The sequence below is a fragment of the Pacificoceanicola niger genome (assembly GCF_048553275.1).
GTDB lineage: Bacteria > Pseudomonadota > Alphaproteobacteria > Rhodobacterales > Rhodobacteraceae > Pacificoceanicola.
Map to the genome: position 1 here is coordinate 31085 of NZ_JBLZMW010000002.1, position 26657 is coordinate 57741.

Annotated in this window: 23 protein-coding genes; 10 read left to right on the plus strand and 13 right to left on the minus strand. The window is 64.1% G+C overall.

Going from position 1 to position 26657, the window contains the following annotated elements; translation table 11 throughout:
- Together ACN2XU_RS02775 and ACN2XU_RS02780 are read left to right on the plus strand one after the other, a co-directional pair.
- On the plus strand, positions 1 to 643 hold a 643-nt coding region (locus ACN2XU_RS02775), incomplete at its 5' end, for a hypothetical protein (RefSeq protein ID WP_419408873.1).
- A 110-nt stretch (positions 644 to 753) separates the two neighbouring features.
- Complete coding sequence (locus ACN2XU_RS02780; protein WP_419408874.1) at positions 754 to 1314, plus strand: WcaF family extracellular polysaccharide biosynthesis acetyltransferase; 561 nt, start codon at positions 754 to 756, stop codon at positions 1312 to 1314.
- A gap of 1 nt (position 1315) precedes the next feature.
- On the opposite strand, the gene ACN2XU_RS02785 is transcribed toward ACN2XU_RS02780, so the two are convergent.
- The 10 genes from ACN2XU_RS02785 to ACN2XU_RS02830 form a co-directional block, all read right to left on the minus strand.
- Positions 1316 to 2488 carry a glycosyltransferase family 4 protein gene (locus ACN2XU_RS02785; protein WP_419408875.1) on the minus strand — a complete coding sequence of 391 codons (1173 nt, stop codon included), beginning with the start codon at positions 2486 to 2488 and terminating at the stop codon, positions 1316 to 1318.
- Positions 2485 to 3975, minus strand: a complete 1491-nt coding sequence (locus ACN2XU_RS02790) for an oligosaccharide flippase family protein (RefSeq protein ID WP_419408876.1) — start codon at positions 3973 to 3975, stop codon at positions 2485 to 2487. The genes ACN2XU_RS02785 and ACN2XU_RS02790 overlap by 4 nt, the downstream gene beginning before the upstream one ends.
- A gap of 5 nt (positions 3976 to 3980) precedes the next feature.
- Entirely contained in the window at positions 3981 to 5189 is a 1209-nt protein-coding gene (locus ACN2XU_RS02795) for a polysaccharide pyruvyl transferase family protein (protein WP_419408877.1), read from the minus strand.
- Between the two features lie 16 nt (positions 5190 to 5205).
- A complete protein-coding gene (locus ACN2XU_RS02800) occupies positions 5206 to 6600 on the minus strand; it encodes a Coenzyme F420 hydrogenase/dehydrogenase, beta subunit C-terminal domain (RefSeq protein WP_419408878.1) in 1395 nt (464 codons plus the stop codon).
- A gap of 144 nt (positions 6601 to 6744) precedes the next feature.
- A complete protein-coding gene (locus ACN2XU_RS02805) occupies positions 6745 to 8151 on the minus strand; it encodes a hypothetical protein (protein WP_419408879.1) in 1407 nt (468 codons plus the stop codon).
- 61 nt (positions 8152 to 8212) lie between these two features.
- The gene (gene fcl, locus ACN2XU_RS02810; protein WP_419408880.1) at positions 8213 to 9208 is read right to left on the minus strand and encodes a GDP-L-fucose synthase; all 996 of its coding nucleotides are present in this window, start codon (positions 9206 to 9208) and stop codon (positions 8213 to 8215) included.
- Positions 9205 to 10146 (minus strand): hypothetical protein, encoded by a 942-nt coding sequence (locus ACN2XU_RS02815; RefSeq protein WP_419408881.1) that lies wholly within the window; start codon positions 10144 to 10146, stop codon positions 9205 to 9207. The genes fcl and ACN2XU_RS02815 overlap by 4 nt, the downstream gene beginning before the upstream one ends.
- A 34-nt stretch (positions 10147 to 10180) precedes the next feature.
- On the minus strand, positions 10181 to 11299 hold the full coding sequence (gene gmd, locus ACN2XU_RS02820; protein WP_419408882.1) for a GDP-mannose 4,6-dehydratase: 1119 nt from the start codon (positions 11297 to 11299) through the stop codon (positions 10181 to 10183).
- A 1187-nt stretch (positions 11300 to 12486) separates the two neighbouring features.
- Positions 12487 to 13104: a hypothetical protein gene (locus ACN2XU_RS02825; protein ID WP_419408883.1), complete on the minus strand. Its 618-nt coding sequence runs from the start codon at positions 13102 to 13104 to the stop codon at positions 12487 to 12489.
- A gap of 32 nt (positions 13105 to 13136) precedes the next feature.
- On the minus strand, positions 13137 to 14393 hold the full coding sequence (locus tag ACN2XU_RS02830) for a WcaI family glycosyltransferase (protein WP_419408884.1): 1257 nt from the start codon (positions 14391 to 14393) through the stop codon (positions 13137 to 13139).
- A gap of 288 nt (positions 14394 to 14681) precedes the next feature.
- Between ACN2XU_RS02830 and ACN2XU_RS02835 the strand changes: the two genes are divergently transcribed.
- The 8 genes from ACN2XU_RS02835 to ACN2XU_RS02870 all read left to right on the plus strand — a co-directional run bounded on the left by ACN2XU_RS02835 (position 14682) and on the right by ACN2XU_RS02870 (position 23186).
- The gene (locus ACN2XU_RS02835) at positions 14682 to 15695 is read left to right on the plus strand and encodes a glycosyltransferase family 2 protein (protein WP_419408885.1); all 1014 of its coding nucleotides are present in this window, start codon (positions 14682 to 14684) and stop codon (positions 15693 to 15695) included.
- Positions 15692 to 16288: an acyltransferase gene (locus tag ACN2XU_RS02840; protein WP_419408886.1), complete on the plus strand. Its 597-nt coding sequence runs from the start codon at positions 15692 to 15694 to the stop codon at positions 16286 to 16288. The genes ACN2XU_RS02835 and ACN2XU_RS02840 overlap by 4 nt, the downstream gene beginning before the upstream one ends.
- Positions 16289 to 16380: 92 nt before the next feature.
- Positions 16381 to 17688: a right-handed parallel beta-helix repeat-containing protein gene (locus ACN2XU_RS02845; protein ID WP_419408887.1), complete on the plus strand. Its 1308-nt coding sequence runs from the start codon at positions 16381 to 16383 to the stop codon at positions 17686 to 17688.
- 7 nt (positions 17689 to 17695) lie between these two features.
- Complete coding sequence (locus ACN2XU_RS02850) at positions 17696 to 19180, plus strand: O-antigen ligase family protein (protein WP_419408888.1); 1485 nt, start codon at positions 17696 to 17698, stop codon at positions 19178 to 19180.
- 181 nt (positions 19181 to 19361) lie between these two features.
- On the plus strand, positions 19362 to 20447 hold the full coding sequence (locus ACN2XU_RS02855; protein ID WP_419408889.1) for a glycosyltransferase family 2 protein: 1086 nt from the start codon (positions 19362 to 19364) through the stop codon (positions 20445 to 20447).
- 21 nt (positions 20448 to 20468) lie between these two features.
- Positions 20469 to 21428 carry a NodZ family protein gene (locus ACN2XU_RS02860; RefSeq protein WP_419408890.1) on the plus strand — a complete coding sequence of 320 codons (960 nt, stop codon included), beginning with the start codon at positions 20469 to 20471 and terminating at the stop codon, positions 21426 to 21428.
- A 55-nt stretch (positions 21429 to 21483) separates the two neighbouring features.
- Positions 21484 to 22362 carry a glycosyltransferase family 2 protein gene (locus ACN2XU_RS02865; RefSeq protein ID WP_419408891.1) on the plus strand — a complete coding sequence of 293 codons (879 nt, stop codon included), beginning with the start codon at positions 21484 to 21486 and terminating at the stop codon, positions 22360 to 22362.
- A gap of 206 nt (positions 22363 to 22568) precedes the next feature.
- Entirely contained in the window at positions 22569 to 23186 is a 618-nt protein-coding gene (locus tag ACN2XU_RS02870; protein WP_419408892.1) for a VPLPA-CTERM sorting domain-containing protein, read from the plus strand.
- 97 nt (positions 23187 to 23283) lie between these two features.
- On the opposite strand, the gene ACN2XU_RS02875 is transcribed toward ACN2XU_RS02870, so the two are convergent.
- The 3 genes from ACN2XU_RS02875 to ACN2XU_RS02885 are packed head-to-tail and all read right to left on the minus strand — an operon-like array spanning position 23284 to position 26597.
- Entirely contained in the window at positions 23284 to 24099 is an 816-nt protein-coding gene (locus ACN2XU_RS02875) for a CpsD/CapB family tyrosine-protein kinase (RefSeq protein ID WP_419408893.1), read from the minus strand.
- A 30-nt stretch (positions 24100 to 24129) separates the two neighbouring features.
- A complete protein-coding gene (locus ACN2XU_RS02880; RefSeq protein WP_419408894.1) occupies positions 24130 to 25704 on the minus strand; it encodes a GumC family protein in 1575 nt (524 codons plus the stop codon).
- Positions 25704 to 26597, minus strand: coding sequence for an ExeA family protein (locus ACN2XU_RS02885; protein WP_419408895.1), 894 nt, complete (start codon positions 26595 to 26597; stop codon positions 25704 to 25706). The genes ACN2XU_RS02880 and ACN2XU_RS02885 overlap by 1 nt, the downstream gene beginning before the upstream one ends.
- Positions 26598 to 26657 lie beyond the last annotated feature (60 nt).

Here is a 26657-nt window from a genome sequence, read left to right on the forward strand (position 1 = left end):
GGGAATGGCGGGGCCGATGGTTCTGTTCGACAACTGCTTCGTGATCGGCCAGCATAAATATTTCAACGCCAGCGGCTCGCAGGATTACGAACACAATGCACGCTATGCCCAATGTCAGATGGATCATGCGGCGCCGGATGATTTCCTGATCTTCGATCGTGCGAGTGGCGTTCTGGGCGGCACATGGCTGGTGGAGCTGGATCGCTGCCGCTCGACCGGTGCGAACAGCAACAATGGCGAGATTGTCGTTTGGGACGCGGTCTTTGGCGCGCGCTATGCGATGAACAGCCATTTCGGCAAGCGCTCGTTTGTCTTCCGCGATACCGGGGGGCGGGGCACGCCGCTGGCGACCGGCACCTTCGCCGCGACGCTGCCTGCGGGCGCGCTGGTGACGCGTGTCACCTTCCGAAACGCCGGTCTGCTGTCTTCGACACAAAGCGCCGACTTTGTCGTGGAGGACGGGGCCGGAACGGTGATCGCCGGAACCAGCGGCGTGCCGCCGCTCAACGTGGCCTGGTCGATCGATTTGCCGACCTGCTATGTGGTCCCGGCGGGCAACGAGCGCCTGGTGTTGCGCAACAGGCAGGGGGATGTGGTCCAGCAGGGCTCCACGCTCTTCGTCGAGGTTGAATTCATCGCCTGACGCTGGCCCCGGTTCGGGAATGTGCTAAGAGAAGCACGGGTTGCCCGATGCCAGGAATTGTTAAGGTTGCGAGGCCGCCCAAAGCTTGGAAAAAGCGGGGCGGCTTCGTCATGGCAAAGTATCAGGATCTGTCCCGATTTCGTGTGCCCGCAGGGTTTCGCGGGCGATCGGGGCTGTATGTGCAGCTGTGGTGGATCGTGCAGGCGGTGCTGATCGGCCTGTCGCCACAGCCGCTGCATGGCTGGCGGGTCTGGCTGTGGCGGCGGTTCGGCGCGACGGTGGGGCAGGGGGTGAAGATCCGCCCTTCGGCCCGTGTCACCTATCCGTGGAAGGTGACGGTGGGCGACAATGTGTGGATCGGCGACCGGGCCGAACTCTATTCGCTCGAAACCATCGAGATCGGCGCAAACGCCTGTGTCTCGCAGGATTGCTACCTCTGCACCGGATCGCACGATCACAGTCAGCTTGATTTTCGCTACGCATGCGCGCCTGTGCGGATCGGGGCCGAGGCCTGGATCGCGGCGGGCTGTTTCGTTGGACCGGGGGTGACGGTCGGTGAGGGCACGGTGGTCGGGGCGCGGTCCCTGGTGCTGAAGGATGTGGGGCCCGGGCGGCTGTGTGCGGGCAATCCGCTGCGGGATCTCGGCGCGCGGGAGCCGTGCGAGGACTGACTCAGGGGCGGTCTTCGAGGATCGCCATCAGCCCGTCCAGCATGGCGTCTTCGGAGAAATGCGCGCGGACATGCGCGGTGGCGGCGCGGCCCATAGTGGGCCAGCGGGCCCGGTCGTCCAGCGCCCGGCGCAGCCCGGCGGCGAAGGCCTCCACGGTCGGCGCCTGCATCAGCCAGCCGGTTTCGCCATCCAGGATGGTTTCCGACGGGCCGCCCGCGCCATGCGCCAGAACCGGCTTGCCCATGGCCAGGGCTTCGATCACCGACAGGCCGAAAGGCTCCGGGTCCAGCCGGGTGTTCAGCGCCACATCGCACAGCGCCAGCCAGGGGATGACATCGGATTGCGGGCCGGGCAGGTGGACACGGTCCGACAGGTTCAGTTCGGCGATGCGCGCCTGAACCTGCTGGCCAAAGTCGCCGTCCAGCGGGCCGCCGCAGATCAGTAGATGCGCGCCCGGCACCAGCGCCAGCGCGTCGATCAGCACCATCTGCCCCTTGTTCGGGGTCATCCGGGCGAACAGGCCAAAAAGCGGTGCGCCAGGGGGGATGCCGAGGGCGGCGCGGTCCAATGTCCCGGTGCCTTGCCCCGGCGCGAAGGTGGCAGTGTCGATGCCGAGATGCAGCACGTGGCGGGGGTAGGTTCCGGGGCCGAGCGAGCCATCGGTGTGATGCGAATTGGCCACCGGGATCAGCGGGCCGAGGTGAAAGAGCGCGCGATAGATGCGCCGGTTCAGATCGAGCGGATAGCCGCTGCCGATGGTGTTGGGCATCATCCAGAAGGCCCGGGTGCCGGACCGCCGTGCCGCCATTGCGGCGAGCAGCGTGGCCAGTGGGCTTTGCAGAATGATCCCGGAGATGCCGCGCGCCCGGATCTCGCGGGCGAGACGCCGGGCGAGGCGCAGTTGCGAGGCGCCCCGCGCCGCCAGCGCCCGCGCCTTGCCCAGGGCGCCATCGCCGGGCACCGGTGTCGGGGCGGGCAGCGCGAAGACGGTAATCCCGCGCGCCTCCCAGCGGCGGCACAGCGCGGGGTTGTCGCTCAGCAGCACGACGCTCAGCCGGTAGCCGTGCGGGGGCAGGCCGCGCACCAGCGCCTCCCAGACGCGCATCACGCCATAGCCCTCGCCGCCCTCGACCAGCAGCAGCAGGTGTTTGGGATCAGGGGCGGCGGCGCTCATGCGGGTTTGCGCCGCCGGATCAGAGAGATCATGGCGGTGACCAGTTCGCGGTTGATCATCCAGTTCGCGGCAAGGAAGACGAGAGCCGCCACGATAGTCTCTGTCAGGGATAGCAGGATCGCGGCGTCCTCGTGCATGGTGACATGCCGCCACGGGTCGATCATCAGCAGGACCGCGACGATGGCGAGATAGATGGTGAAGCAGCGGGCAAAGAAGCCGCCGACCCGGGGCATGGAGAGGCCGATCAGCCGCGCCGCCAGCGGGAAGGCCAGCAGGCCGCTGAACAGCCGCTGTCCGGCGACCGCCGCGGCGGCGCCGTTCATGCCGCCGAGGGTCGCCCCGATCCAGGCGCAGAACACGACAAAGCTGGCATCCCAGAGCAGCACCGTCAGGCGCCAGCCCCACGCCCCCTGGGATTCGAAGACAACCCCGGCAAGGTTCGACATGAGCCGGATCGGCAACGCCACGGCGACGGTGACGATGACCATGATGCTGGGGTCCCATTTGCCGCCCCAGACGAGGTGGATCATCGTGGGCCCGAAGCCGATCACGGCAATGCACAGCAGGCTCATCAGCAACGTGGTCGCACCACCGATGCGCAGGTACTGACGGCGCAGCTGTGGCATGTCATGCTTGAGCTTGGAGAACAGCGGCAGCAGGGTCTGGTTGAGCCCGACCGAGATCATCGTGGTCAGGTTCACCAGAACGACAAAGCCGAAATAGTAATAGCCCAGTTCCTCGGGGCTCAGCATGTCGCCGAGCACCAGGTAGTCGCCGTTCATGCCGAGCGCCATGAGGAAGGCGGAGATCAGCACCCAGCGCAGCTCGACCAGCATCCGCAGGAAGGTGCGCGGCGCGAGGCGCCAGCTGATCTTGGTTTTCGGCGCGCTGCGTTTCATGAGCCAGACGGCAAAGCCCCCCGCAGCCGCCATCGCCACCGCCATGGTGTAGCCTTCGCTGCCGAGGGCCGCGGCCCCGACGAGCACCGCGTAGTAGAAGAACGAGCGTTTGACCTCGATGAGGCTGATGTCGCGGAAGCGGTAGTCGATGCTCATCGTGGCGATGTAGATCGTCGAAATCGCCTTGAGCGGCAGGCTGAGACCGGCCAGCGCGATCATCCAGAACAGTGGCCGGATCTCGTAGATCTGCTCGAACACCAGCCCCACCACGAGGAAGATCGCCATGCCGATCAGCCCGAGCCAGAGCGCAAAGGCGGAATAGGTCGGCAGCAGCTCTTCGAGTTCGTCGTGTTTCGAGATCAACACCTTGCCGACCCCGGAGTTCTGGAAGCCGTTGACGAAGATCAGTGCCGTGGTGAGCAGGGCAAAGACCGCGTAGGTCTCCACCGCCAGCAGATAGCCAAGCGCGATCTGGCTGACGAAGGACAGCCCCTTGGAGATGATCAGGGACAGCGCGGTCCAGGCCATGCCATGCGCGGCGGTGCGTCCCGAGCTTTGCGCCTGGGGTTTTTGGGGTTCTTCGGTCATGGTGCTCAGAGGTCCACCGCGCGCGCCACGTGGTTCCAGACCGGCAGGCCCTGCAGGTATCCGTCGGTGTCGATCTCCACCGGGGTCTGCGACGCTCCGGCCCAGGCGTCATGCGCTGTGATCAGCTGTTGCACGCTGGCCATGTCGGTCTTGTCGCCGTCCACGACGCAGAAGCTTTGTTCGACGTCGGCAAAGGGGGTTTCGGCCTTGAGCCAGTTCACCATGGTGTGGGCCTTGCGGCTGTAGGCGACGAAATACACCGCCTTGCCCAGCGTCAGCGCATTGAGGCAGCCATGCATGCGCGCCCCGACGAAGAGGTCGACCTTGTCGATGACGTCGGCAATCCGGGCAAAGGACATCTCGCCCCGGTAGACGCTGACCTTTGCGGCGACCTCCGGCGGCAGCGCCGCGTAAAGCGCCTCCAGCGCGGCCGGATCGTCCTGTGTCGAGACCCCGGCCTGCGAGCGCACATGCGGGATGAAATCCACGGCATAGCCCGCGGCGACCAGATCGGCGGTCAGCGTGGCAAAGCGGCTGACCATCGCCTCGCCGAATTCCTTGACCAGGAAGGGGGTGAAGTTGATGCCGACGCGTTTGATCGTCTGCCGCCGGGTGGTGGTGTGCGGACGCAGGGAGAAGATCGGATCGGGGAAGACTTCGGTGTTCTCCTCGATGCCATGACCGGCGATGTAGTCGGCGGTGCCCTTGTCGCGCACCACCAGCAGTTTGAAGCGCTTCAGATGATCCAGCAGGGTCTTGCGATCGGCCTCCGAAAGCACCTCGAAGCGCTCCATGTTGGCACCAAACATCATGATCGGGATGCCGCGCCGCGTGGCGTAGCTCTCGAAGCCGAGCCAATCCTCGGGCAGGGCATCGCCGAACATGGTGTAGATATCGCCGCCGACCGAAACGAACAGATCCGCATCGCGGGCGTGTTTCGAGGCAAAGCGCGGCGTCCAGTGCGAGATGAACAGCCCGGTCTTGCGCAGCACCCCGCGCAGGTAGCGTTTGCGCTCCAGCATCGGCACCACCGTCACATTCGTCAGGTCCGACAGCAGCGCGCGGTCGTCCTCCGGATGATAGCTGGAGACGACAAAGCGCAGATCGTGCCGGGGGAAGGCGCGGGTCAGGAAGGCGATGGAGCCGCGGATGATGATCTCGCAGCCGATGTTGCTGAGCAGTTGGTAGGAGAAGACGATTTTCTTGGAAGCCATGGGCGGGGAAATTCTCTCAGGACTTTGATTTCGGGGGGAATATCCGGCTGATGCGCTGTTCGGCCATGCCAAGCAGGACCTGAAACTTGTGCCAGGCGGTCATCTCGATCCGGTAGGGGGCAATGGTGCCGAGCGCCTTGCTCAGGCGCAGGCTGGCAAAGCTGCGCTGGCGCACGATCTGCCGGACCCGGTACATGAGCCGCCGCATGCCGCCGATATGCGCCACGCCGGGTTTGACGCGCTTGTCCGGGTACCACTGCCCGGTTTTCTCCGCGCGCCAGAGCCGGTAGGCCAGCGCGTCGCGTCGGTCGCGAAAACCGCCCGATTGCGAGGCGGCGGCGGTGTCATTGGTCAGATCGTCCAGCGCAAGGCGGCCCTCGGCGCGGGCCTGCTCGATCAGGCGCTCGACGCGGGCATCGCGCACCATGACCACGTTGGTGCCGCCGGGGTCGCTGTCGTATTGCGGCAGCCAGGCATCGCCGCATGAGACATCCGCAGTCTCGCCGACCACGTCATCACAAAAATCACAGGCCTTGAGCCGGAAATACCCGCCGTCCCAGCGCCGCCCGGCAAGCTGGCCCATGGGTTTCATGTGGGTCTCGCCGCTGGCCTTCGAGGTGGCGGAAAAGCCGTAGAGCTTGGCCGAATGGCCCGGGCGCTTGACCCGGAAATCCACTGCCGCGATGTCATCGGGTTCTACCCCGACCTGCCAGGCAAGGCTTTGCGCGAACCCGGTGCTTTTCATGTGGCCACAGATGATGGCCAACGTCAGGGCGATCTTTTTGGCAATCGCCGGATCACGGGCGGCGAGGCTGCGCACCGCCTTGACGAAGCAGGGCACGCCGACAAAGGCGATCTTTTCGCTGGTCTGCAGCGCCTCGCGCAGGGCGGTATCGAAGCTGACCGAGTAATAGCGTGTCTTGGCGCCGCCCCGGACCTCGGCCGCGCTGCGGGCGATGGCAAACTCAAAGAGATCCTCGCCGGAGCCGGGGTGCACATGCACCACCGCATCGATCATCCCCTGCCGCAGCGCTTCGGTGGCCAGCCAGGTCGCCATGCCGCCGGAGCTGCCCTTGTCGCGAAAATCCCCTTCGGCGGCAAAGCCGGCATAGTTGCGCCGGACCCGCCCGAGCCGGGGATCGGCAGGGGTCTCGGTGCCGAAAACCTGCGCTCCGAGGGTGTCTTCGTCGGGGGCGGCGCCGGAGAAGGGGCATATCCCGCCGGGGATTTCCCTCAGCCGGTCCGCGTCGGTGATCACGGCCTGCATCACGCCATGGTTGTCGCGGCGCATGGTGATGGCATCCGGGGCCCGGACGGCACAGCCGCCACAGCCGACGCAAAGGCCCGCGCCAAGGACGCGGTGGATCTCGCTGTTCAGGGGTTCTGGCGCTGGCGCCGTTGCAGGGACCAATGGCTTTTCCGGGGACGGTTGGCGTCGTGAATGAATGTCTGTCCTATGCCCTAGTGTGGCCCGGACGGCTTGCGCAAGGGAAAAGGTGCTGCACCTGCGAAGAAGACGGAAGAGGCTGCGGCGTGGTCAGGGAACAGGCGGATTTCATCGCAACGGGCGGTGTTCTGACAGGGCGCTGCGCGACCGCGCGTGCCGGTGTCCGAAGCGCAGCCGGGAGAGCCCGTACCACAGCCCGAGCAGGAACAGCGCCGAGGCGGGGGCGGCGATGATGCCAAGCAGCGGCCCGCGCCCGATGATCGGAGCAAAGCCCGCGATGAGGATGGCCGTCATGGCGATCAGCGGCATCCGCGCCTCTTCGTAGATGTCATCGAGCGCCCGGACCGCCCAGCCGACGAGACCCATGCCGAGGATCGCGCCGGGGTAGTGGAAATCGGCGAAGAACTCGGTCGGCAACGGGGCGCTGATGTTGAGAAAGCTGAAACCGGCGACATCGGCGGCATCGGAGCCGGTGGGCGGGTATTTCCCGCTCCAGATCGAGCGTGGCACGAAGAAAAGAATGGAGGAGAGCAGCCGCCCGCCGAAGCTCAGCCCGCTTTCTCCGATCATGCCGACGACGTTCACTGTCGCCTGCACCCCGTCGTAATCGCCGTGCAGCATGGTCTCCAGCGGCGAGTTCAGCGAGAACTCGAAGTTCAGTGTTTCGGATCTGCGGTTGTAGCTCTGCATGAGTGGAAAGAAGAAGAAGAGCAGCACGGGGGCGATGGCAAAGAGCAGGGTCTTCCAGCGCAGGAACCAGCCGGACGCGGCACTCATCAGCACCGCCAATACCGTCGCGATCAGCCAGTAGCGCGCCAGCGCGGGCGGGAAGTTGGCGATGGCGATGGTCATGCAGGCCAGACCGAAAGCGGCATAGGTCCAGCGATTGCGGATGTGCATGTGGAACAGCACGAAGCCGGAGATCACGATCGAGGCGATGGCAAGCCCGCGGGTCAGGGTGAAGGCGAGGCCGATGCCCGAAATGCTCCCGGCGCTCATACGCTGGGCGAGGCTGGTGGTGTAGCGCGTGCCGATGAAGGCAAAGAGGCCGTAGCCGCGCACGTTGAGAGCCAGGTAAAGCGCGGCGATGAGGCAGACCGCAAAGGTCGCCGCAGCGATGCGCCGCGCCTGGGCAGGGCTCGGTCCGGACAGCTCTTTTGCGGTTGCGGGCCGGTGGCTTGCGGCCTGGACGAAATAGCCGATGGCGAAGGCCAGGGTGGTCACGAAGACCACCAACGCGGCATCGGGGATCAACTCGCGCCGGACGGAGTTGTTGATCCAGTAGAAGCGGTCGCTGCGCACCTGCATCAGCCCGGCCAGGATAAAGCCATAGGTCGTATAGAGCAGGTAGGTGAAACTGGCCGCCGAGAGACTGCGGGCAAAGACCGCGTGGCAGAAACAGGCCAGCGAGACGAGGAAGCTGATTGCCAGCAGAATGGACGCAAACGTGTGCGCGCCTCCGGAGGTGTAGACCACCACGAGGCCCAGGCAGTTGAGCAGGTAGAAGGGGATCATAGTCGCACCTTGCGTCCGCGCGGTGCGCGGCGTCCGGGTCGGCCTCGTGATCCCGCTTCTCTCATTTCTGCCGCAACTCTGCCAGATCGCGGGCGAGGAACCAGTCGTAGGTTTCCGCGATGCCGTCCTCGAGACCGATGCGCGCCTGCCAGCCCATGGCCTTGAGGCGGCTCACATCCATGAGTTTGCGCGGGGTGCCGTCGGGTTTGGACGGGTCTGTCGCGATCCGGCCTTCGTATCCCACCACGCGCGCCACGGTCCGGGCGAGGTCGAGGATCGTCACATCCGTGCCGCTGCCGACGTTGATGTGCGAGAGCATTTCCTCGGTGTTGGCGTCGTACTCCGGTTTCGGCAGGTCGAGGACAAAGAGCGAGGCCTCGGCCATGTCATCGACGTGCAGGAACTCGCGCATCGGCGTGCCGGTGCCCCAGATCACCACCTCGTCCAGACCGGCCTCTTTCGCCTCGTGGAAGCGGCGGATCATCGCGGGCAGAACGTGGCTGTTCTCCGGGTGGAAGTTGTCGCCGGGGCCATAGAGGTTCGTCGGCATCACGGAGCGGTAATCGCGGCCATACTGGCGGTTGTAGCTTTCGCAAATCTTGATCCCGGCGATCTTGGCGACGGCATAGGGCTCGTTCGTCGGCTCCAGCGTGCCGGTCAGCAGCGCATCCTCGCGCATCGGCTGCTCGGCGAATTTGGGGTAGATGCAGGAGGAGCCGAGCTGCAGCAGGCGCTGCACGCCGTTCGCATGGGCTTGGTGGATCACGTTGCACTCGATCATCAGGTTTTCATAGATGAACTGGCCCGGATAGCTGTTGTTGGCGATGATCCCGCCGACCTTCGCGGCGGCGAGGATCACCACGTCCGGTTTCTCGGTCGCCATGAAATCGGCCACCTGCGCCTGACTGGTCAGATCCAGCTCCGCATGGGTGCGGGTGATCAGGGTCAGGTTTTCGCCCGCGTCCCGGCGCGCCTCCAGCTGCCGCAGGATCGCGCCGCCCACCATGCCGCGATGGCCTGCGATGTAGATGCGGGTGCTGCTCGGGTCTTGTGTCATGGCGATCTGTCCAAAGGTTGGGCCGTTCCGGGCCGGGGTGGGGGGCCTTCGCGGGTTTCCGCTTCGAGGATTTCAAGCTCCGGATAGGGGGTGTTCCGGGTCAGGGATTTGTTGACGGTCAGCGTCCGGTGCGCGGGGTTCAGGATACGCGACAGGGACGACATGTAAGAGGAGGTGCGCAGGCACAGGGGCGTGCGGGCAATGCAGACCATGTTGACCAACGCTTCCTGCGCCTTGAGCTCTGCTGGCAGGTCGGAGAAATGGCGGGGCACCCCTGCGGCCACCTCGCCGAGGTCGTAGGAGACAAAACGCACCCCCGGCCAGTCGGCGCGAATGCGGGCCGCGAAAGGCGCATCATCGGTGGCGAGAAAGACGCTTTGCGCGCCTTCGAGATAGGGGGCGGCGGCGGTCAGAAGCTCTTCGAACGGGGCGACGCCGGTCTCCAGCACCTTGTCGGTGCCGCGATAGTGGATCGCCATGTCGAAATCCTGCCCGCCGCGCGCTTCGGAAATGGCGGCCTCCAGCCGCGCGTTCGGGCGCAGAAGGTCGGCGGCAATGGCAATGCTTTGATCCAGCGGGATGTGCCGGGGCATTTCGTTGCGCAGGACCCAGCGCGAGGCCTGCGGCCCGAGCGGCGGCGCGTCCGGCGCGCCCTGCTGCGGGGCAAAGAACTGTTCGAAGAGATCGGCGCCATCACTGTAGAGCGGACAGGTCGAGCGGATGCGCAGCCCGTAGCCGCGGGTCTCGGCCCAGGCCCGCAGGCGGATGGCATGGGCAAGGATCGCGCCCATGCCCATGGGGACGGCGATATCGACCGAGAGCGCCCGCTTGTCGGCCAGCCGGTACGGCACCAATCCGGGCAAGGTCTTGGCGCGTTGCACGGCCGGTTGGCTGTGCAGCCGCGTCGCGAGCTGTCTCAGTTTCGATGCCTTGAACATCAAGCGGCCCCTCGTCGCGCGTGTCCCTCCGGCGTCACCCTTCGAGGCTGACCGGCAGCTCATAGCCGTGCTCTTTGAGCAGGGCGTGGCGCTTGGCCGTCCGCAGATCGTCCGCGACCATCTCGGCGCACATCTCGCGCGCGGTGATCTCCGGTTCCCAGCCGAGCACGGTCTTGGCCTTGGCCGGATCGCCCAGAAGCGTCTCGACTTCGGCGGGACGGAAATAGCGCGGGTCGATGCGCAGGACGACATCGCCGGGTTTGATCGCCGGAGCCTTGTCGCCGGTCACGGCGGTGACGGTGGCGATCTCGTCCACACCCTCCCCGCTGAATTCCAGTTCCAGGCCCAGATCGCTCGCGGACCAGGTGATGAACTCGCGCACGCTGTACTGCTGGCCGGTGGCGATGACGAAATCCTCGGGGTTGTCCTGCTGCAGCATCATCCACTGCATGCGCACGTAATCCTTGGCGTGGCCCCAGTCGCGCAGCGCGTCGATGTTGCCCATGTAGAGGCACTGTTCCAGCCCCTGCGCGATATTGGCCAGGCCCCGGGTGATCTTGCGCGTGACGAAGGTCTCGCCCCGGCGCGGGCTCTCGTGGTTGAACAGCACGCCGTTGCAGGCATACATGCCATAGCTCTCGCGGTAGTTCACCGTGATCCAGTAGGCATAGAGCTTGGCCACCGCATAGGGGCTGCGCGGGTGGAAGGGCGTGGTTTCGCGCTGCGGGATCTCCTGCACGAGACCATACAGCTCGGACGTGGAGGCCTGATAGAAGCGCGTGGTCTTCTCCAGCCCCAGAAAGCGGATCGCCTCCAGCAGGCGCAGCGCCCCGAGGCCATCGACATCGGCGGTATATTCGGGCGCCTCGAAGCTGACGGCCACATGGCTCTGCGCGCCAAGGTTGTAGACCTCGTCCGGCTTTACCTCGGAAATGATGCGGGTGAGGTTGGATGTGTCGGTCAGATCGCCGTAATGCAGCTGGAAATTCTGGTTGGTGGTGTGCGGGTCCTGATAGATGTGATCGACCCGCTGGGTGTTGAACAGCGAGGCGCGGCGCTTGATGCCGTGCACCTCATAACCCTTTTCGAGGAGGAATTCCGCAAGGTAGGAGCCATCTTGCCCGGTGATACCTGTAATCAAAGCCTTTTTCATCAAGTCGTCCTGTCTCTCTGGGCTGTCCGCGGCCGCACGACCCGGCCTTGCGTTCAAATGAAATCAGAACGCTTGTACGAAGCGCGGCGGGGCAGGGGCAAGGGGGCGTGTGCAGATGCAGCGTAAGGCCGGGGAGGCTTGGTTAAAGGCTGGGCGGTTTTGCGGGGCGGGTGAGCCGCCGGAGGCCCGGTCGCGATGATCTGCAAGGGGCATCATGCCGACTTGAGACAGCCGCAAACGGTGGTTTGCTCCGATGGCAGAAACATACGAGTTTTGGCCACAGAGGAAGTGCCGTGTGCGGTTTGTGGCATCAGCAGACCCTGCTCTCCGAACAAAAACGAAATTACGTTTCGCGGCGCTATTCCGGGTTGCCAGTTCTCATGCGCCCCGGCCGCCCGGGGAGTGCCCCTTTATGGGCCTGCGAGAAATAGTCGTTGGTCAGGCCATCGGTCGATACAGTTATGTGAAAGACGACATCGTCATACGCAACTCCGGACCGACCTGAACCTATGTCATTCACAATCGACCCAGGTTGGGCAATGACCACCGCGATGTAATCCTCGACTTCTGATGTGCCCCTGATCCAGGCATCGTAAACCTCGCCCTCCTCCGCAGGGTAGCCGCCAGCGATATGATCAGCCCAGTAACACCCAACAGATCCAGTCGCGATCGATGGCAGTGTCAGTTGAAAGAGGGTTCTGTTGCCTGGCCGATCATTTCCCGGAATGGGCGAATACCATTCACCTCGTAGATCAAATGTGTCCGTCGGGCAGCTATCCATTGCCAGCCCTGGTTGCGTACCAAGTACAAGCAGAACGCCTGCGCCCAGTTGCTTTGCTAGGTTTATGCCCATCGGAATACCTCTTGGCGCGAATACATGTCATCCAACCACAGTCTATGAACTGTTTACAGTTGGTTCTCGTCGCGTTGTTCATCAGATGCTATCGACGGGCAGAAGCCACCTGTCAGAACAAGTGTGCCAAAAACACTGTCCTGGACCGCGATTACAGCGGTTTGAAGAGGCGTGCCACCACCCAAGACACAACATGTAGCAGGTCGCGTTTTTCACCTGAATCGGTCGTCTTGTCCCTGCGCTTCACGCCAAACAAAACCAAGGGCTTGTAGAGGTCAAAAGCCCGTAGCGAAATGCGTGTGCGGTTTTGGCGCTTTTGCCCGGAGGGACAGGCTTAGCCCCGGCGCAGCAGCCTCATGATCCAGCTCCCTTGTTTTCTTGGCGGGGGCGATGGCTTGGCCATCCGTTCAGAAGTGACCGCCAGTTCCGCGAAGTAGCGGTCCATGAAGGCCGTATCGCGCACCAGCCCGCCCATGTTCATCCAGTAATCCGCAAGCACCAGTGGGGTTGCTGCGTCCAGGCGTTCGAGACCCGCCCGCAGGGCGCAGCGCTCGTCCTTGGTGGTGCGCGTTACATCGAACCAGATCGCGTCGAGTGCGCCCTCCGTTACCTCCAGCTTGATGTATAGGTGCGCCCCGAAGCCATAACACTGCGCGTCTGGCGCGCTCGCAAGGGAGAGGTCCCCGCCATAGCCGCTGCTGAAGGTCCGGATACGCGGCAGCAGGCAGAGTGCCCTGCTCGCGTCCTTCAGGGTCAGGCCGCTGTTCCGGAAGGATTCTTCCGGTTCCTTGATGCTATGGACGTCGGACCAGAACCCGGAGGGCAGGCGGTTTGCTTCCGCCTCGGCCTGTGCCTGCGCCAGATCGTTCAGAACAGCGGGCGCTGCGGCGGCGGGGTAGAGGACCCGCATGCCCACGTCGTCTTCGTGAATTTGAATGTGGGTCTGAGCCATGGGGCCATGCCGGCACGGTTGAGGCTGCGTAGCTACCCCCGCCGCAGCCCTTCCAACTGCTCTTTTACCCGTCCCAGGATCGCTTCCATGTCCCAGCGTTCGAGCGCGCGGGCGCGGGCTGTCTGGCCAAGGGTCTGCCGCTGTTCGGGATCGTCCAGCAGGGCCTCGACCGCGCGGGCCATGGCCTCGGCATCGCCCGGCGGGGTCATGTGGCCGCAGCCTTCGGCCTCGCGGGCGAGGGCCGTCTCCGGCTCTGCCGTGGCCACCACCGGCCGCCCCGACGCCAGCATGTTGGTCAGTTTCGACGGCAGCACCACATCCGCCACGCCGGCGATCTGCGGCAGAAGGTGCACGTCCGCCATGCCCAGAAGATCGCCCAGCCGGTCGATCGGCTGCAGCGGGAAGAAGCGCATCATCGGCAGGTCCGCCGCCATCTCTTGCAGCTGCGCGCGCATCGGGCCGTCGCCGCAGATGGCAATGGTCAGATCGGTGCGGTGGCTCAGGTGGCGGGCCATTTCGGGCAGGATCGACAGGCCCTGCTTGTTGGCGAGGTTGCCGGAGTAGAGCGCCACATAGGGCGTTTCGATCCCCAGTTCGGCCTTCAGCGGCGAGGGGCCCTCCAGCGGGCGCACACGGCCCAGATCGGCCCAGTTGCGGAATTCGGTGATGCGCGCGTCGGGCAGGCCCTTTTCGCGCAGCTTGGCCAGCATCCGCCCGGAAATCGAGCTGACCCGGTCAAAGCGGCGCAGCATGTTGGCCTCGAAGCGCTGCGCGATGCGCCCGGCGCGGCTGTCGGGTTCCAGAAGACCGGTGGCAAATGCCGCCTCGACCTCGAAATCCTGCACGTGCAGCCAGGAAGAGGACCCGCCGAGCTTGGCGGCGGTCAGCACGCCGGGGGCGGAGATCAGCGTGGGCGCGACCATCAGCATCACGTCCGGGCGGCGGGTCAGCGCCTTCCACAGCAGGATCGGCAGGGCGCTGGCAGCGAAGCTGATGTAATGCAGGCTGCGGCGGGCCCCAGTCGGATTTTTGGGCACATAGATCGGACAGTGCACAATTTTCACGCCGCTGTCCGAGGTGCGGGCCTTCCACCACGGGCTGCGCCACCCGTCGAAGGTGCGCCATGCGGGGTAATAGGGCCGTGCCGTGATCACATGTGTCTCGATCCCGTGCCGGGCCATGTATTCGGCCATGCCGGTGCTGTAGAGGCCGGTCGAAATGATCTCGGGAGCATAGTTGAGACTGAGGATAACAAGGCGCATTTTCGGGGTAATTCCCGAATTTGTCATGGCTCGCTCTCCTGCATTGGTCCTTGGGCCTTGAAGATGCCCCTTTGCCTGCGGTTTAGGCGGTTTCGCCGAAGACCACCAGATAGCGCGTTGGCGGTTTGGGTGATCCATAAGCGTATGTGACTGTTTTTTGGGCAGGACTGAAGAGGGTGCGGATCGGATGTGCCGCCCTGAGGCCTTTGTCAGGATCGTATTACCATAATTCTCATTATGCCGGTTTTCCGCAGGTCTTGACCTCACGCGGCTCAGATGCGTTGAAGGCATGACTCTTTCTGGACGGATCCTGTTTTGCCCCAATCCTTTTGCGATAAAACCGCTCCCCCGCCCGCGCTGACCGGCACGCCCGGGGCGCCGGCGGATCTGACCGTGATCATCGTCAGCTACAACACCCGCGATCTGACGCTGAGATGTCTCGAAACCTTGTTCGAAAACACCCATGTGGCGCGGGCCCATGTGGTGGTTCTGGACAACGCCTCCAAGGATGGCTCGGCGCAGGCCGTGGCCGAACAGTTTCCCCAGGTCGAGCTGATCGCCAGCACCGACAACCACGGCTTTGCCAAGGCCAACAACATCGTGGCGGCACAGGCGCGGACCGACTGGCTGCTTTTGCTGAACCCCGATACCGAGGTGCACGCGGATGCAATCGACAATCTCCTGGCCTTTGCCCGGGCCAACCCGCAGGCCGGGATCACCGGGGGGCGCACGGTCTTTCCCGATGGGTCTTTGAATGCGGCGTCCTGCTGGATGCGCATCACGCCGTGGTCGATCTTCTGCATCGCCACCGGGCTGACGGCGGCGTTTCGCGACACCACCCTGTTCAACCCCGAAGGCATGGGCGGCTGGAAGCGCGACACGGTGCGCGAGGTCGACATCGTCGTGGGCTGCTTCCTGATGATCCCGCGCGCGCTTTGGGAGGAACTCGGGGGCTTTGATCTGAAGTATTTCATGTACGGTGAAGAGGCGGACCTGTGCCTGCGGGCGAAGGCGAAAGGCTATCGTCCGACGATCACGCCGGACGCGGAGATCATGCATCTGGTGGGCGCGGCCTCGGGCAAGGTGGCGCGCAAGGTGCTCATGGTGGCCAAGGCCCGGGCAACGCTGATCCGCGATCACTGGCCTGCCGCGCTGGTGCCTTTCGGGTTGGCAATGCTCTGGCTCTGGGCCGGGTTGCGGCGCTTGGCGAGCGGGATTCGGGCCCGTTCGGGCAAGGCGCGGCACTGCGAAAGCGCCGCGAAATGGCGCGAGATCTGGGCCACGCGGTGGGATTGGCTGGCGGGTTATAAAGGAGGCACAGCGCAATGAATGAGGTGCAGGACGCCCCGGCGCATAAATTGCGCCTGACCCGGCGGCAAAGGCTCTGGCGGCTGATCAAGGGGCTCCTCGATCCGCGAGCCTGGGCGCATCTGGTCAAGTTGGTGAACTACTATAACCACACCCACGTAACGCCGCTGCGCAAGGTGCGCTTTGGTCCGAACCCGTCGATCAGCCCGACGGCGGGGTTCTCCTATCCAGAACGTATCGAAATCGGCGCCCGCGTACGCATTGGGACGCGCTGCATCATCTGGGCAGGGCCGGGAACCGGGCGCGTCGTGATCGGAGACGACGTGCTGTTTGGTCCCGAGGTGATGATCACGGCAGCCGGGTATCGCTACAACGACGGCCAGCCGGTGACCGATCAGGCCAGCGATGAGGCCGACGTGGTGATCGGCAACGACGTCTGGCTCGGTACGCGGGTGACGGTATTGCCGGGTGCGCGCATCGGAGACGGCGCGATCATCGGGGCGCATTCCGTGGTGCGCGGTGAAATCCCGGCGATGGCCGTGGCGGTGGGATCGCCGGCGCGGGTGGTCTCGCAGCGCGAGATTTCGCTGATCCCGGGTGGCGGCGCCGCCTGAATGCAGCCCGGTCCGGCAAGCCCATTCTGGCGGTTGTGCGCGAAATCCCGTAGGCTTCGGGCATGATTTTCCGAACCGGACGCTTGGGCGCAATGTATTCCTTTGATTCCCTTCCCCACCGCATGACACCGACACGGCGGGCTTTCCTTGGCCTCGGGGCGGCTTTTGTCTGCCTGCCTCCGACCGGGCCATGGGCCGATACCCCGGCCCGCACGGTGATTGACGTCGACGGTGCCGATGCGCTGAAGAGCGCCTTGCAGAGGGCTGCAGTAGGCGTGACCCTGCGCCTTGCCCCGGGGCGCTATCCCCGTGTTGCAATGCGCGGCCGGCACGGCGCACCGGGCGCGCCGATCCTCCTGACCTCGGCAGACCCGGAAAAACCGGCCCGAATCGGGCGCTTGCGGGTGCGGAACTGCGCCCATGTCGCGTTCGAGAAACTCGTCTTCGATTATAGCTACGACAAGACGCATGATTACAATTTCAAGGCCTTCAGCCTGTTCGACACGTCGGACGCGGTGATCTCCGACTGCCTGTTCGAGGGAGATTTCACACGCGGCACCGGCAAGCCGGCGGACGGTTACGGCTGGGGCTTTGCGCTGGGACTCACCCGCTGTCACAGGGCGGTGCTGCATCGCAACCTGTTCCACACTTTCGGTACCGGCCTGATTTGCGTCGATTGCCGACAGCTACAGGTTCTGGCCAACCGCATGCATTCCCTGCGCATCGACGGGATGAATTTTGCCCAAGTTCAGGACCTGCGCGTCGAGGGCAACCATATCTCCGACTTCCGGCGCAACCCGGAGGACCGGGGACATCCGGACATGATCCAGTTCTGGACGACGCGCACCAAGCGCCCCACCGAGCGCGTGGTGATCCGCAACAACCTCCTGAACTCCGGTCGCGGCCCCTTTACCCAGTCCATCTTCATACGCAACGAAGAGGTGGACACCGGTCGCGCCGGGCGGGAGCTGTTCTATCGCGAGATGCTCATCGAGGAGAATGTCATCATCAACGCCCACCTGCACGGAATCTCGGTGGGCGAGACCCTTGGCCTGACAATCCGGAACAACACCCTGATCCGCAATCCGCGCTCGGAAGGACCACTGGACAATCCACCGTTGTACAACCCGCAGATCACCGTGAATGAGCGATCCGAGAACGTCGAGATCCTGCGCAATGTCGCGCCCAAGGTGCCGGGTGCGCGCCGGCTCGGCGGTTGGGACGTGCGCGACAATGCCCTGATCCAGGACAAGCGGCGCGGGGTGTCGAACTACTACGATGCGCTGTTCGTGAACGCCCTGAAGGGCGATCCGGACGATCTCGACAATTTCCGCTATATCAAGGGCGGCGCCCTCGATGGCGCGGGCCTTGGCGCCAGCTGGCTGCAGCCAAAGGGATGAGTCAGGCATGGCAGTGACCGAAATCCGATCGAGGACGGCTTTTGCGCCGGGTGAGGCGGTGCACCACAACCCCCTGTCGCTCGTTGTGGTGGCCTATCTGATGTGCATCCTGCTGCCGCTGTATTTCCGGCTGGGTCCTCTTGCCATGGGCAATCTCAAGCTTCTGGCCTTGATCATGACGGTGCCGTTGCTGATCCGGACGTACATGGGGCATTTCGGACGGATCCGTCTGCCCGATATCCTGTTTCCGGGGTTTATCTTCTGGAGCATGCTGGCGTTGGTCAAGAACAACCCCTCCATGGCGGTCGAGAACACGGGATCGACTGCCTTGGAAATGCTGGGCGGCTATTTGATCGGGCGGGCGTATATCCGCACGCCTGAGCAGTTCCTGCAACTGTGCCGCTACCTGATGTTCATGGTCTTTTTCCTGATGCCCTTTGCCTTCATCGAGGCCCTGACCGGACGGCTGCTGCTCGGTGATATCCTGTCGGCGGTGCCCGGCATGAATTCGATCACAACGAACGTCAGCAATGCGCGCATGGGGCTGGACCGGGTGCAGGCCGTTTTTGCTCACCCGATCCACTTCGGCCTTTTTTGTTCGGTTGCGCTATCCATGTCCTTCGTGGCTCTGAAAGGGCATATGCCGACGGGTCGGCGATATATCATTTCGGTCCTGATGCTGATCACGGGCTGCCTTGCCCTGTCGAGCGGGGCGCTGCTGGCCATGCTGCTGCTGCTTGGCTTGATTATGTGGCGCACGGTGCTGAACCAGGTGCCGCAGCGATGGTGGGTCCTGCTGGGGCTGATGGTGCTGGCCTATATCGCGATCGATCTTTTGTCCAACCGTACTCCGATCCGCGTATTTATGAGCTATGCGACCTTCTCCGCGAACACCGCGTACTGGCGCGGCCTGATCTTCGAGCACGGTCTGAACAACGTCTGGGCGAACCCACTGTTCGGACTTGGCTTCAACGACTGGGTGCGTCCGGAGTTCATGTACAGCGCCAGCGTCGACAACTTCTGGCTTCTGATGGCCATGCGCTACGGCATTCCGGCCTTTCTCATGCTGACGGCGGGGATCTTCATCCCGCTCCTGCGGATCATGTTCCGTGATTTCAACGGCGATGCGCGGCTCACCAACATCCGACTGGCCTGGGTGTTCACCTTCGTCGGCCTCAGCTTCACGCTGGCCACGGTGCACGTCTGGGGCAACATCTTCTCGCTTGTCTTCTTCATGTTCGGGGCCGGGATCTGGCTGATCTCGGTCGAGGCCAAGCCGTCGGAGCAGGCGTCAAGCGCGGCGGAGCGGCGGCGGGGGGCTGGCCCCCTGCCCTCCGATCGCCAGCAGGTCGCGGCCGAGGAGACCGCCATGGACAGGCCGCGCGCAGGTGGCACACGGTTTTCCCGGTTCGCGCCGGAGCCGGGGCGGAACGGGCCCGCCGCTCGCGGTTCTGACCGGAATGACAGCACTCCCGGTCGCAAGCGGCGCTGATCGGCCCCTTTGGAGGGATTCCGGGTTGAGCCGGAGAGGGCCGCGCGCTATCGACCTTTCCAAGGGCCGCTGGCCACGGTCGGCGCTTTGCATTGAATGACGTAATGGAGACTTTCTCCGGCGCGTGGACGCGAGAGGGCATGCGCCCTCTCTTCCCGGACCGCGCCCCGGATTTCCGAGCATGACCAGCACCAAAGCCCCCGACCGCCTGACCTTCGACGTCGTGATCGCGACCCGAAACCGCCCCGATGCGCTGGCCCTGACCATTCCGCTCTTGCTGGAACAGTCGCGGCGGCCTGAACAGTTGATCGTGATCGACAGCTCCGACGATCACGCCCCGGTGGCGCAGGTCGTTGCCGAGACGACCGCCGGCCATTCCGATGTCGCGGTGACCGTGGTGCATTCGGAAAAGGGTCTGACCCGGCAGCGCAATATCGGGCTGACCCATGTCACCGCCGATATCGTCTTCCTGCCCGATGACGACACGCTGTTCTTTCCCGGCACCAGCGCCGCCATCATGGAGGTCTACGAACGCGACACCGAGGGCAAGGTCGCCGCAGTCAATCCCGCCATTTCGCTGACCCCGCCGGACGGTGCCTTGCAGGGGGCGGCCTACGAGATGTCACAGGCCCATGTCCGCGAGGCCAGGACGGTGCCGTGGCGCACGCAGATCGGCCGCCTCATGCCGGACATCAATCCGCGCATGGTGATCGGCAAGGCGCTGGTCGATCGCGCCCCGGCGTTGCCGTGGATGGAAGAGATCGATGCCATCCACGTCGAGTGGATGACGGGTTTTCGCATGACCTTCCGCACCGCGGCGATCAAGGCAGAGGGCTTTGAGCCGGTGTTTGGCGGCTATTCGCTGTTTGAGGATACCGATGCCTCCTGGGCGGTGACCGATCACGGCTGTGTCGTGGGCGCGCGCAAGGGAAAGGTGTATCACCACCGGTTTCCCGGCGGGCGCGCCGACCGTTATGGGCTCGGCGCCATGGGAGTGGCCAATCTCGCCTATCTCATGGCCAAGCATGTCACCGACCGCAAGTTGACGGATGCGCAGCGCGCCGAGGCGATCCGCAAGACCAAGAGCTATACCCGCCTGCGCATGCTGACGGCCTGGGTGAAGTCCCTGCGCGGCGACACGGGCGCGGCGGAGGATCTGCGCGGGATGCGGGCGGCACGGCCCGCCATCGACCGGCTGTTCGGGGCCCCGCGCGAGGCCCTGGCCGAGACCTACCTCGACATCAAGCGCAGCCTTGGCATCGACTGAGGCAGAGGGATGAGCGAGAGCATGGACAAGACACTGATCATCAAGGCCAAGGGCGGCCTTGGCAACCGGATGCTCTCGGCGGTTTGCGGGCTGATCTTCGCCGATCTGACCGGCCGCGCACCCATCATCGACTGGCGCGACGGCAGCTATGCGCCGGAAGGTGTCAACGCCTACCCTCTGCTGTTCGACACCCCCATCGACACACCAATCGAAGCGTTTGACGACCATCCAGGGCCGGTCAATCCGCCGGTCTGGCAAGGCGATCTGGACAAAAGCCCGACCGATCTGATCGACCGCCTCGATCCGGCGCTGCATTCCGGCGCCCGGGTCTATCGCCGCTTCTGCACCGATTTGACGCGGCTCCACGCGCCGGAGGATCTCGCGGTCTTCTGGTGCTACCTGCCCAAGTTCGGCCGTCTCGCCTCACACCTGCGCCGCGACGCGCGCTTTCGCGGGCGTTCCGAAGACAGCCTGTTGCAGGAGTATCTCGCACGCTACTTCACCCCCAATCGGCGTGTGCGCGAGGCGGTCGAGGCGTATCGGGCGCGTTTCGGGAGGCCGCTGATCGGTGTGCACGTGCGCTATACCGACCGCAAGATCCCGGTGGAGCCGCTTGAGGCGGCGCTCGATAAGGCGCTTGCGAAGAAGCCGGGCGCGCGGATTTTCCTGGCCACCGACAATATCGAGATCCAGAAACGCTTTGCCGAGCGCTATGGCGACATCCATTTCACCGACAAGTACCTGCCGGAAGACGGGGCCCGCCTGCACTTGCCGCAGGCGGAGATCGAGAAACAGCGCGAGGCGGAGAATGCCCTGATCGACATTCACCTTCTCGCGGGCTGCGATCATCTGATCTGTTCGCGTCATTCGACCTTTGCCGAAACCGCGATTCTGATCGGCAGCCTGCGGGACCGGATGCAGGACGTGGACCGCTTCAATCCGGCGGTGGTCTCCAAGCGCATCGTGCAGAGATATATATGATGTCCCGGGTGGAGCGCCGCACGGAGACCGGGGCCGCGCGAAGGAGCCTGCTGCCGTGACCCCCACCACAGCCGTCATCATTCCGCATTACAACGACCAGACGCGGCTGGCGCGCTGTCTCGATGCGTTGGTCCCACAGCTGGATGATGCGCAGGTGGCGGTTGAGGTCGTGGTGGTCGACAATATGTCCGATCCCGCCCTGTCCCCGCAGTTCATCGCCCGCTGGCCGCAGGTGCGTTTTGTGACCGAAGCCGACAAGGGCGCCGCCCCGGCGCGCAATCGCGGGGTCGCGGAAACCCGGGCGGACAGGCTGTTTTTCCTGGATTGCGATTGCCTGCCGGAGGCGGACTGGCTGGAGTGCGCCTTCGCCGCCTGCGATCGCGCGGCACTGGTCGGCGGATGCCTGACCGTCTTTGACGAAACCCCGCCCCCGCGCTCCGGAGCGGAGGCCTTCGAGGCGGTCTTTGCCTTCGACAACCGGCGCTACATCGAGGAAAAGGGCTTTTCCGTCACTGCCAACCTGCTGACCCGCCGCGCGGTGTTCGATGAGATCGGCGGGTTCCGTGCCGGCCTGTCGGAAGATCTCGACTGGTGCCAGCGCGCCACCGCCGCCGGATTCGCGCTGGTCTATGCGGAAGATCTGCGCGTCTCGCATCCGTCGCGGTCGGATTGGGCGGCGCTGCGACGCAAATGGCTGCGCCTGACCGAAGAAAGCTGGGGTCTGCAAGGCGATGATCCGGCCGGGCGGCTGCGCTGGGGCGTGCGGGCGCTGGCCATGCCGCTGTCGGCCCTGGCACATGCACCAAAGATCCTGCGCTCGGATCGGCTGGGTTCGGGGCGGGAACGGCTGGCGGGATTCGGCACGTTGCTCCGGCTGCGGTTTTTGCGCGGCGTATGGATGCTGCAACAGGCCGCCAGGGGGCGGCGGTCTTGAACAAGACGACCAAACAACGGCCTTTAACGCCCCTTTTGCAAAAAAATGCAGCACCCAGGGCACATCTCGATGCGGAACCTCCCAAAAAGTATCGGAAAATCAAAAAAACCGGGTGCGCATCCCGTGGGGAAATGCTATCAATTTATTAATGTTTGTCCCGTCGCCCTCTGCGGCGGGCCGTCTGCCCGTTAGAAGGGATTGAGAAAATGACTGTTGGTTTTACTAAATTTCTTGGGGTTTTGGCCCTTTCCGCGTTTGCCGCAGGAAGCGCTCAGGCCCTGACCACGATTGATTCGGCCGCAGCTAATGGCGGTGGAACAGTCACCGCGACGAGCTATGGCACATTCTCCAATGTTGAGTTTGACTGGTCTTCGGCTCCGAGCTCGGCCTACGCGAAATTCACCGTCGACACGACGTCGAATGTTTTCATCACCGCATATTCGGGCCCCACGGGCAGCGACTATACCGGTTTTGTACTGCTGCGTGAGGGTGGCACTCGTCAGACGATCCAGACCTCCGCATGTAACAACAGCAACGTGCTGATCGAGATCCGCGGAAGCTGTAACCTGGTGACCAACCAGACCAGCCCGGCGTTCGCCTCGTACAACCCCGATACCGGCACAGCCTATACCACCATCGGTGCTGGCACGTACTACATCGGCATGTATGAAGGTTCTTCGCCGACCTCTGGCTCCCTGGACTTCCAAATCTCCGAAGGTGCGTTCCAGAACATCGCTCCGGTTCCGCTTCCGGCCGGTGGCCTGCTGCTGGTCGGCGCTCTGGGTGGCCTCGCAGCCCTGCGTCGTCGCAAGAAAGCCGCCTGAATTCAGGACTTTCCTGACAGAATTTGAAAAGGCGCCCAAGCGGGCGCCTTTTTTCATGTCCGAAGGGTGGTTTCAGGGCCGATACAGGCCCCCCCCTTCAGTAATAGTCGTAGCCGTAATTGCCGCTGTTGAATTTGCATTTGTTCAACACCACGCCCAGCATGTTGGTCTGAGAGGCGATTTCGCGCTCGCATTCGTCGATCTCCTTGATCGAGGTATGCTCGGCCGCCGCCACCAGCATCGCGCAATCCACATGCCGCAAAAACGCGATGGTGTCGTCGTTGACCATCAGCGGCGGCATATCGAAAATCATCAGGGTTGGGGCATACTCCGCTTCGATCCGGTCAAGAATATCGCTGACCAGCGGTGCCTGCAGCAGATCAGACGAGTTCGGCACGGTGCGGTCGTTCGTCGAGACCGCAAAGCGTTCCGAAATGCGGCAGGCGTTGGCCGAGAAATCCGCCGCGCCGCGCAGCACATCCGCCGCGAGGTAATTGCGCCGGATGCCCAGTTTATCCGCGAGGCTGGGGCGACGCATGTCCGCATCCATCAGGATCGCCGAGACGTCATCGCGGCGAGTCAGGCTGAGGCCGAGATTGATCGCCACCGTGCTCTTGCCACAGCCCGCCGTCGGCGAGGTGATGGCGAGGCGCTTCCAGCCGTTTTCCTGCATCATCTTCAACGTGCGGGTGCGCATCAGATCGAAGGCCGCGCTCTCGGCGCCATGGTTGCTGCTGACGATGCGATTGCGTTCAGAGAGCTTGGGGTCGAGCGGATGGGTCGGCAAGGCCTTCCACATCTCCCGGATATCATGAGCGCCGGTGTTGCCCGGAACCCGGTTCGGGGAGGCAATCTCCCTGTTTCCCTGGCGCTCGGCCCGGGCTTTGGCGATGGCTGCCTGAATACGTTCCATCTGCGCCTCTTGTCTGGGTTATAGCGAGTGTCAGGAAAACACTGCGAGTTTCAGATTATTGATCTGGCTCAGGATGCGCCGCAGAAGATCATTGCCAAACGGCAGCCCCTGCCCTGCAACAAACCACGCACCGCCCAGCCCGACCAACAGCACCACGGCCACGGCCGAGACCCGGACCACGCGGCGGCGCCGGATCTGTTGCCGGGTTTCGATGTAGGGCACCGTCGCCAGGGCGGCGATCCCCAGCTTGTCCCCCAGTTCGGAGGGACGCCGGATGGCGCTGTTCATGAATTCCAGAAGCGCGATCAGCGCGATGGCAAGGAACAGCCCCCCGCCAAGACCACCAGCGAGCAGCAGGGGCCGGTTCGGGCTGATCGGATTTTGCGGCGCGATGGCCTGTTCCACGAGGCTGATCCGCTGCCCCTTGGACAGGGCTTCGATCATGTCACCGGTCTCGGCGCGAGCCTTGTTGGCCACGGCCTGATTATACTGAACCTGCAGGTTCTGGTAATCGCGCTGCATCGCGTCGAGCGTGATGGTGTTGCCGGGCGTGGCCTGAATGGTTTCGACCAGATCGGACATCTGGTTTTCAAGCTCGGCGCGCTGGCGCTCAGTTGCCGCGATCTGCGCATCGATATCCGCCAGTTGCAGCTCGAACGCTGTTGGCGGGGGCGCCATGGGCTCGGCCCCGGTGTCGCCGTTCTGGCTGGCTTCGCTCTGCTGCTCCGCCACAACCCGTTCAAGCGCTTCGATCCGCGCCCGCAGCACGGCAATCTTCGGGTTGTCGAGCGACAGGACGGCAACGGAATTGGCGTATTCGCGCTTCAGCGTCAGCAGTTGCCGCGCTTCGACCGTGAGCTGCGGCCCGTCTTCTGCAACAGGCACAGATCCGGTGTTCTCGAACAGCTCGACAAGCCGGTTCCGCCGGTCCTTGAGGGCGTCTTCATTGCGGTCGAGCGCCGCCAGCCGTTCCTGAACCGAGGCCTGCTGCGAGCGGCGGAAATCGAGGCTGTCGGGCAGGGAATCGAGATTTTCCTCCTGGAAGGACAACATCCGCGCCGACAGGCGCGACATTTCCTGCCCAAGACGGTCGACCTCCTGGGTGAAGAAATCCAGCGTCTGCCCGGACACCGTGGTCCGCATGGCCACGTTTTCCTTCAGAATCAGCGTCACCACCTCGTTGGTGACGGTTGCGGCCTGTTGCGCCTTGTCAGCCCGGAAGCCGACAGTGACGAGCGTGGCCTGATTGCGCCCACCCTGCAGCGAGATCTTGATCCGGTCCCGCAGGTCCGCGACCTTGTCACTGGCTGGCATCTGCCGCTCGTCGGCATAGATATCCAGCCGGTTGGCCATCTCCAGCAGCACCTCGCGCGTCAGGATGCGCTGTTCGATGATCTGGATCTGTTCGGTGGCGACGGTCTGCACCGTCGAGGCGGCAAGCTCATCGGGGATCTGCTCGGATTCGACCAGAAGCCGCGCGTTGGCTTCGTAAACCGGCGGCAGGGTCATGGCAAAGTAGAGCCCTGCCCCGCCACCAATCCCAACGAGGATGATCAGCCAGGGAAGCCTGCGCAGCAGAATGCGCACATAATACCCAAGATCCATTACTCGGCCCTCTTACCGATACCCGCGTCCCGCTCTTCCGCGGTGGAAACCAGCCGGGGCGAAGAACCTGCGCCAAAGAACACACCATCGTCCAGAACCGACTGGACACTGTTTTCACTCACCTGCTCCTCGGCGCCCCCGAAGGCGTAGAGCAGCGACAATTCGGCCAGCTGATTGACCAGCCTCGGCACCCCGTCGGTCATCCGGTAGATCAGCGCGACAGCCGCGTCGCTGAACAGGTCCGGCTTGCCACCCGCCACGCAGACGCGGTGGGCGATATAGGCGCGGATTTCCTCGGCGGACATCGGGCCGAGATGGAAGGAAACCGCCACGCGCTGTGCGAATTGCGCCATGTCGGGGCGGCGCACGATGTCGCGCAATTCCGGCTGACCGGCCAGCACCAGCTGCATCAGCTCATCGGAGCCGGAGTTGATGTTGGTCAGCATGCGCAGCTCTTCGAGCGACTCGCGGGTCAGGTTCTGTGCCTCGTCAAAGACCAGGACCACGCGGCGCCCGGCGGCATATTCGGAGATCAGGAATTGCTGCAGCCGGTCGAACTGGGCGACGTAGCCCTCGCCCGGATCGATCTCCAGTCCCAGTGCCTGCAGCACCCATTGCATGAGCTCGCCGCGGGTGCCGTGGGCATTGGCCACAAGACCAATCCTGAGCAGCGGATCGGCGGAGTTGAGAAAATGGCGCAGCAGTGTTGTCTTGCCCGCCCCGACCTCGCCGGTCAGCAATGTGATCGGCGCGCAGGTCAGAAGACCGTATTCCATCAGGGTCCAGGCGCGGGTATGTGCCGGCGTCCAGTAAAGATAATCAGGGTCCGGGGTAAGAGAGAAAGGTCGCGACTGAAGGCCGAAATGGTTGAGATAAAGCTCTAGGTTATTCATGAAATATTTGGTTCCGGGCTACGCGAAAAGATGCGGCTCATCGAAGACGGCGCCCACGCA

Excerpts from the sequence above, each read along its gene's own strand:
- ACN2XU_RS02780 (WP_419408874.1), top strand. The coding sequence starts at position 754 with ATGGCAAAGTATCAGGATCTGTCCCGATTTCGTGTGCCCGCAGGGTTT.
- ACN2XU_RS02785 (WP_419408875.1), bottom strand. The coding sequence starts at position 2,488 with ATGAGCGCCGCCGCCCCTGATCCCAAACACCTGCTGCTGCTGGTCGAG.
- ACN2XU_RS02790 (WP_419408876.1), bottom strand. The coding sequence starts at position 3,975 with ATGACCGAAGAACCCCAAAAACCCCAGGCGCAAAGCTCGGGACGCACC.
- ACN2XU_RS02795 (WP_419408877.1), bottom strand. The coding sequence starts at position 5,189 with ATGGCTTCCAAGAAAATCGTCTTCTCCTACCAACTGCTCAGCAACATC.
- ACN2XU_RS02805 (WP_419408879.1), bottom strand. The coding sequence starts at position 8,151 with ATGATCCCCTTCTACCTGCTCAACTGCCTGGGCCTCGTGGTGGTCTAC.
- fcl (WP_419408880.1), bottom strand. The coding sequence starts at position 9,208 with ATGACACAAGACCCGAGCAGCACCCGCATCTACATCGCAGGCCATCGC.
- ACN2XU_RS02815 (WP_419408881.1), bottom strand. The coding sequence starts at position 10,146 with ATGTTCAAGGCATCGAAACTGAGACAGCTCGCGACGCGGCTGCACAGC.
- gmd (WP_419408882.1), bottom strand. The coding sequence starts at position 11,299 with ATGAAAAAGGCTTTGATTACAGGTATCACCGGGCAAGATGGCTCCTAC.
- ACN2XU_RS02825 (WP_419408883.1), bottom strand. The coding sequence starts at position 13,104 with ATGGCTCAGACCCACATTCAAATTCACGAAGACGACGTGGGCATGCGG.
- ACN2XU_RS02830 (WP_419408884.1), bottom strand. The coding sequence starts at position 14,393 with ATGACAAATTCGGGAATTACCCCGAAAATGCGCCTTGTTATCCTCAGT.
- ACN2XU_RS02840 (WP_419408886.1), top strand. The coding sequence starts at position 15,692 with ATGAATGAGGTGCAGGACGCCCCGGCGCATAAATTGCGCCTGACCCGG.
- ACN2XU_RS02845 (WP_419408887.1), top strand. The coding sequence starts at position 16,381 with ATGTATTCCTTTGATTCCCTTCCCCACCGCATGACACCGACACGGCGG.
- ACN2XU_RS02850 (WP_419408888.1), top strand. The coding sequence starts at position 17,696 with ATGGCAGTGACCGAAATCCGATCGAGGACGGCTTTTGCGCCGGGTGAG.
- ACN2XU_RS02855 (WP_419408889.1), top strand. The coding sequence starts at position 19,362 with ATGACCAGCACCAAAGCCCCCGACCGCCTGACCTTCGACGTCGTGATC.
- ACN2XU_RS02860 (WP_419408890.1), top strand. The coding sequence starts at position 20,469 with ATGGACAAGACACTGATCATCAAGGCCAAGGGCGGCCTTGGCAACCGG.
- ACN2XU_RS02870 (WP_419408892.1), top strand. The coding sequence starts at position 22,569 with ATGACTGTTGGTTTTACTAAATTTCTTGGGGTTTTGGCCCTTTCCGCG.
- ACN2XU_RS02875 (WP_419408893.1), bottom strand. The coding sequence starts at position 24,099 with ATGGAACGTATTCAGGCAGCCATCGCCAAAGCCCGGGCCGAGCGCCAG.
- ACN2XU_RS02880 (WP_419408894.1), bottom strand. The coding sequence starts at position 25,704 with ATGGATCTTGGGTATTATGTGCGCATTCTGCTGCGCAGGCTTCCCTGG.
- ACN2XU_RS02885 (WP_419408895.1), bottom strand. The coding sequence starts at position 26,597 with ATGAATAACCTAGAGCTTTATCTCAACCATTTCGGCCTTCAGTCGCGA.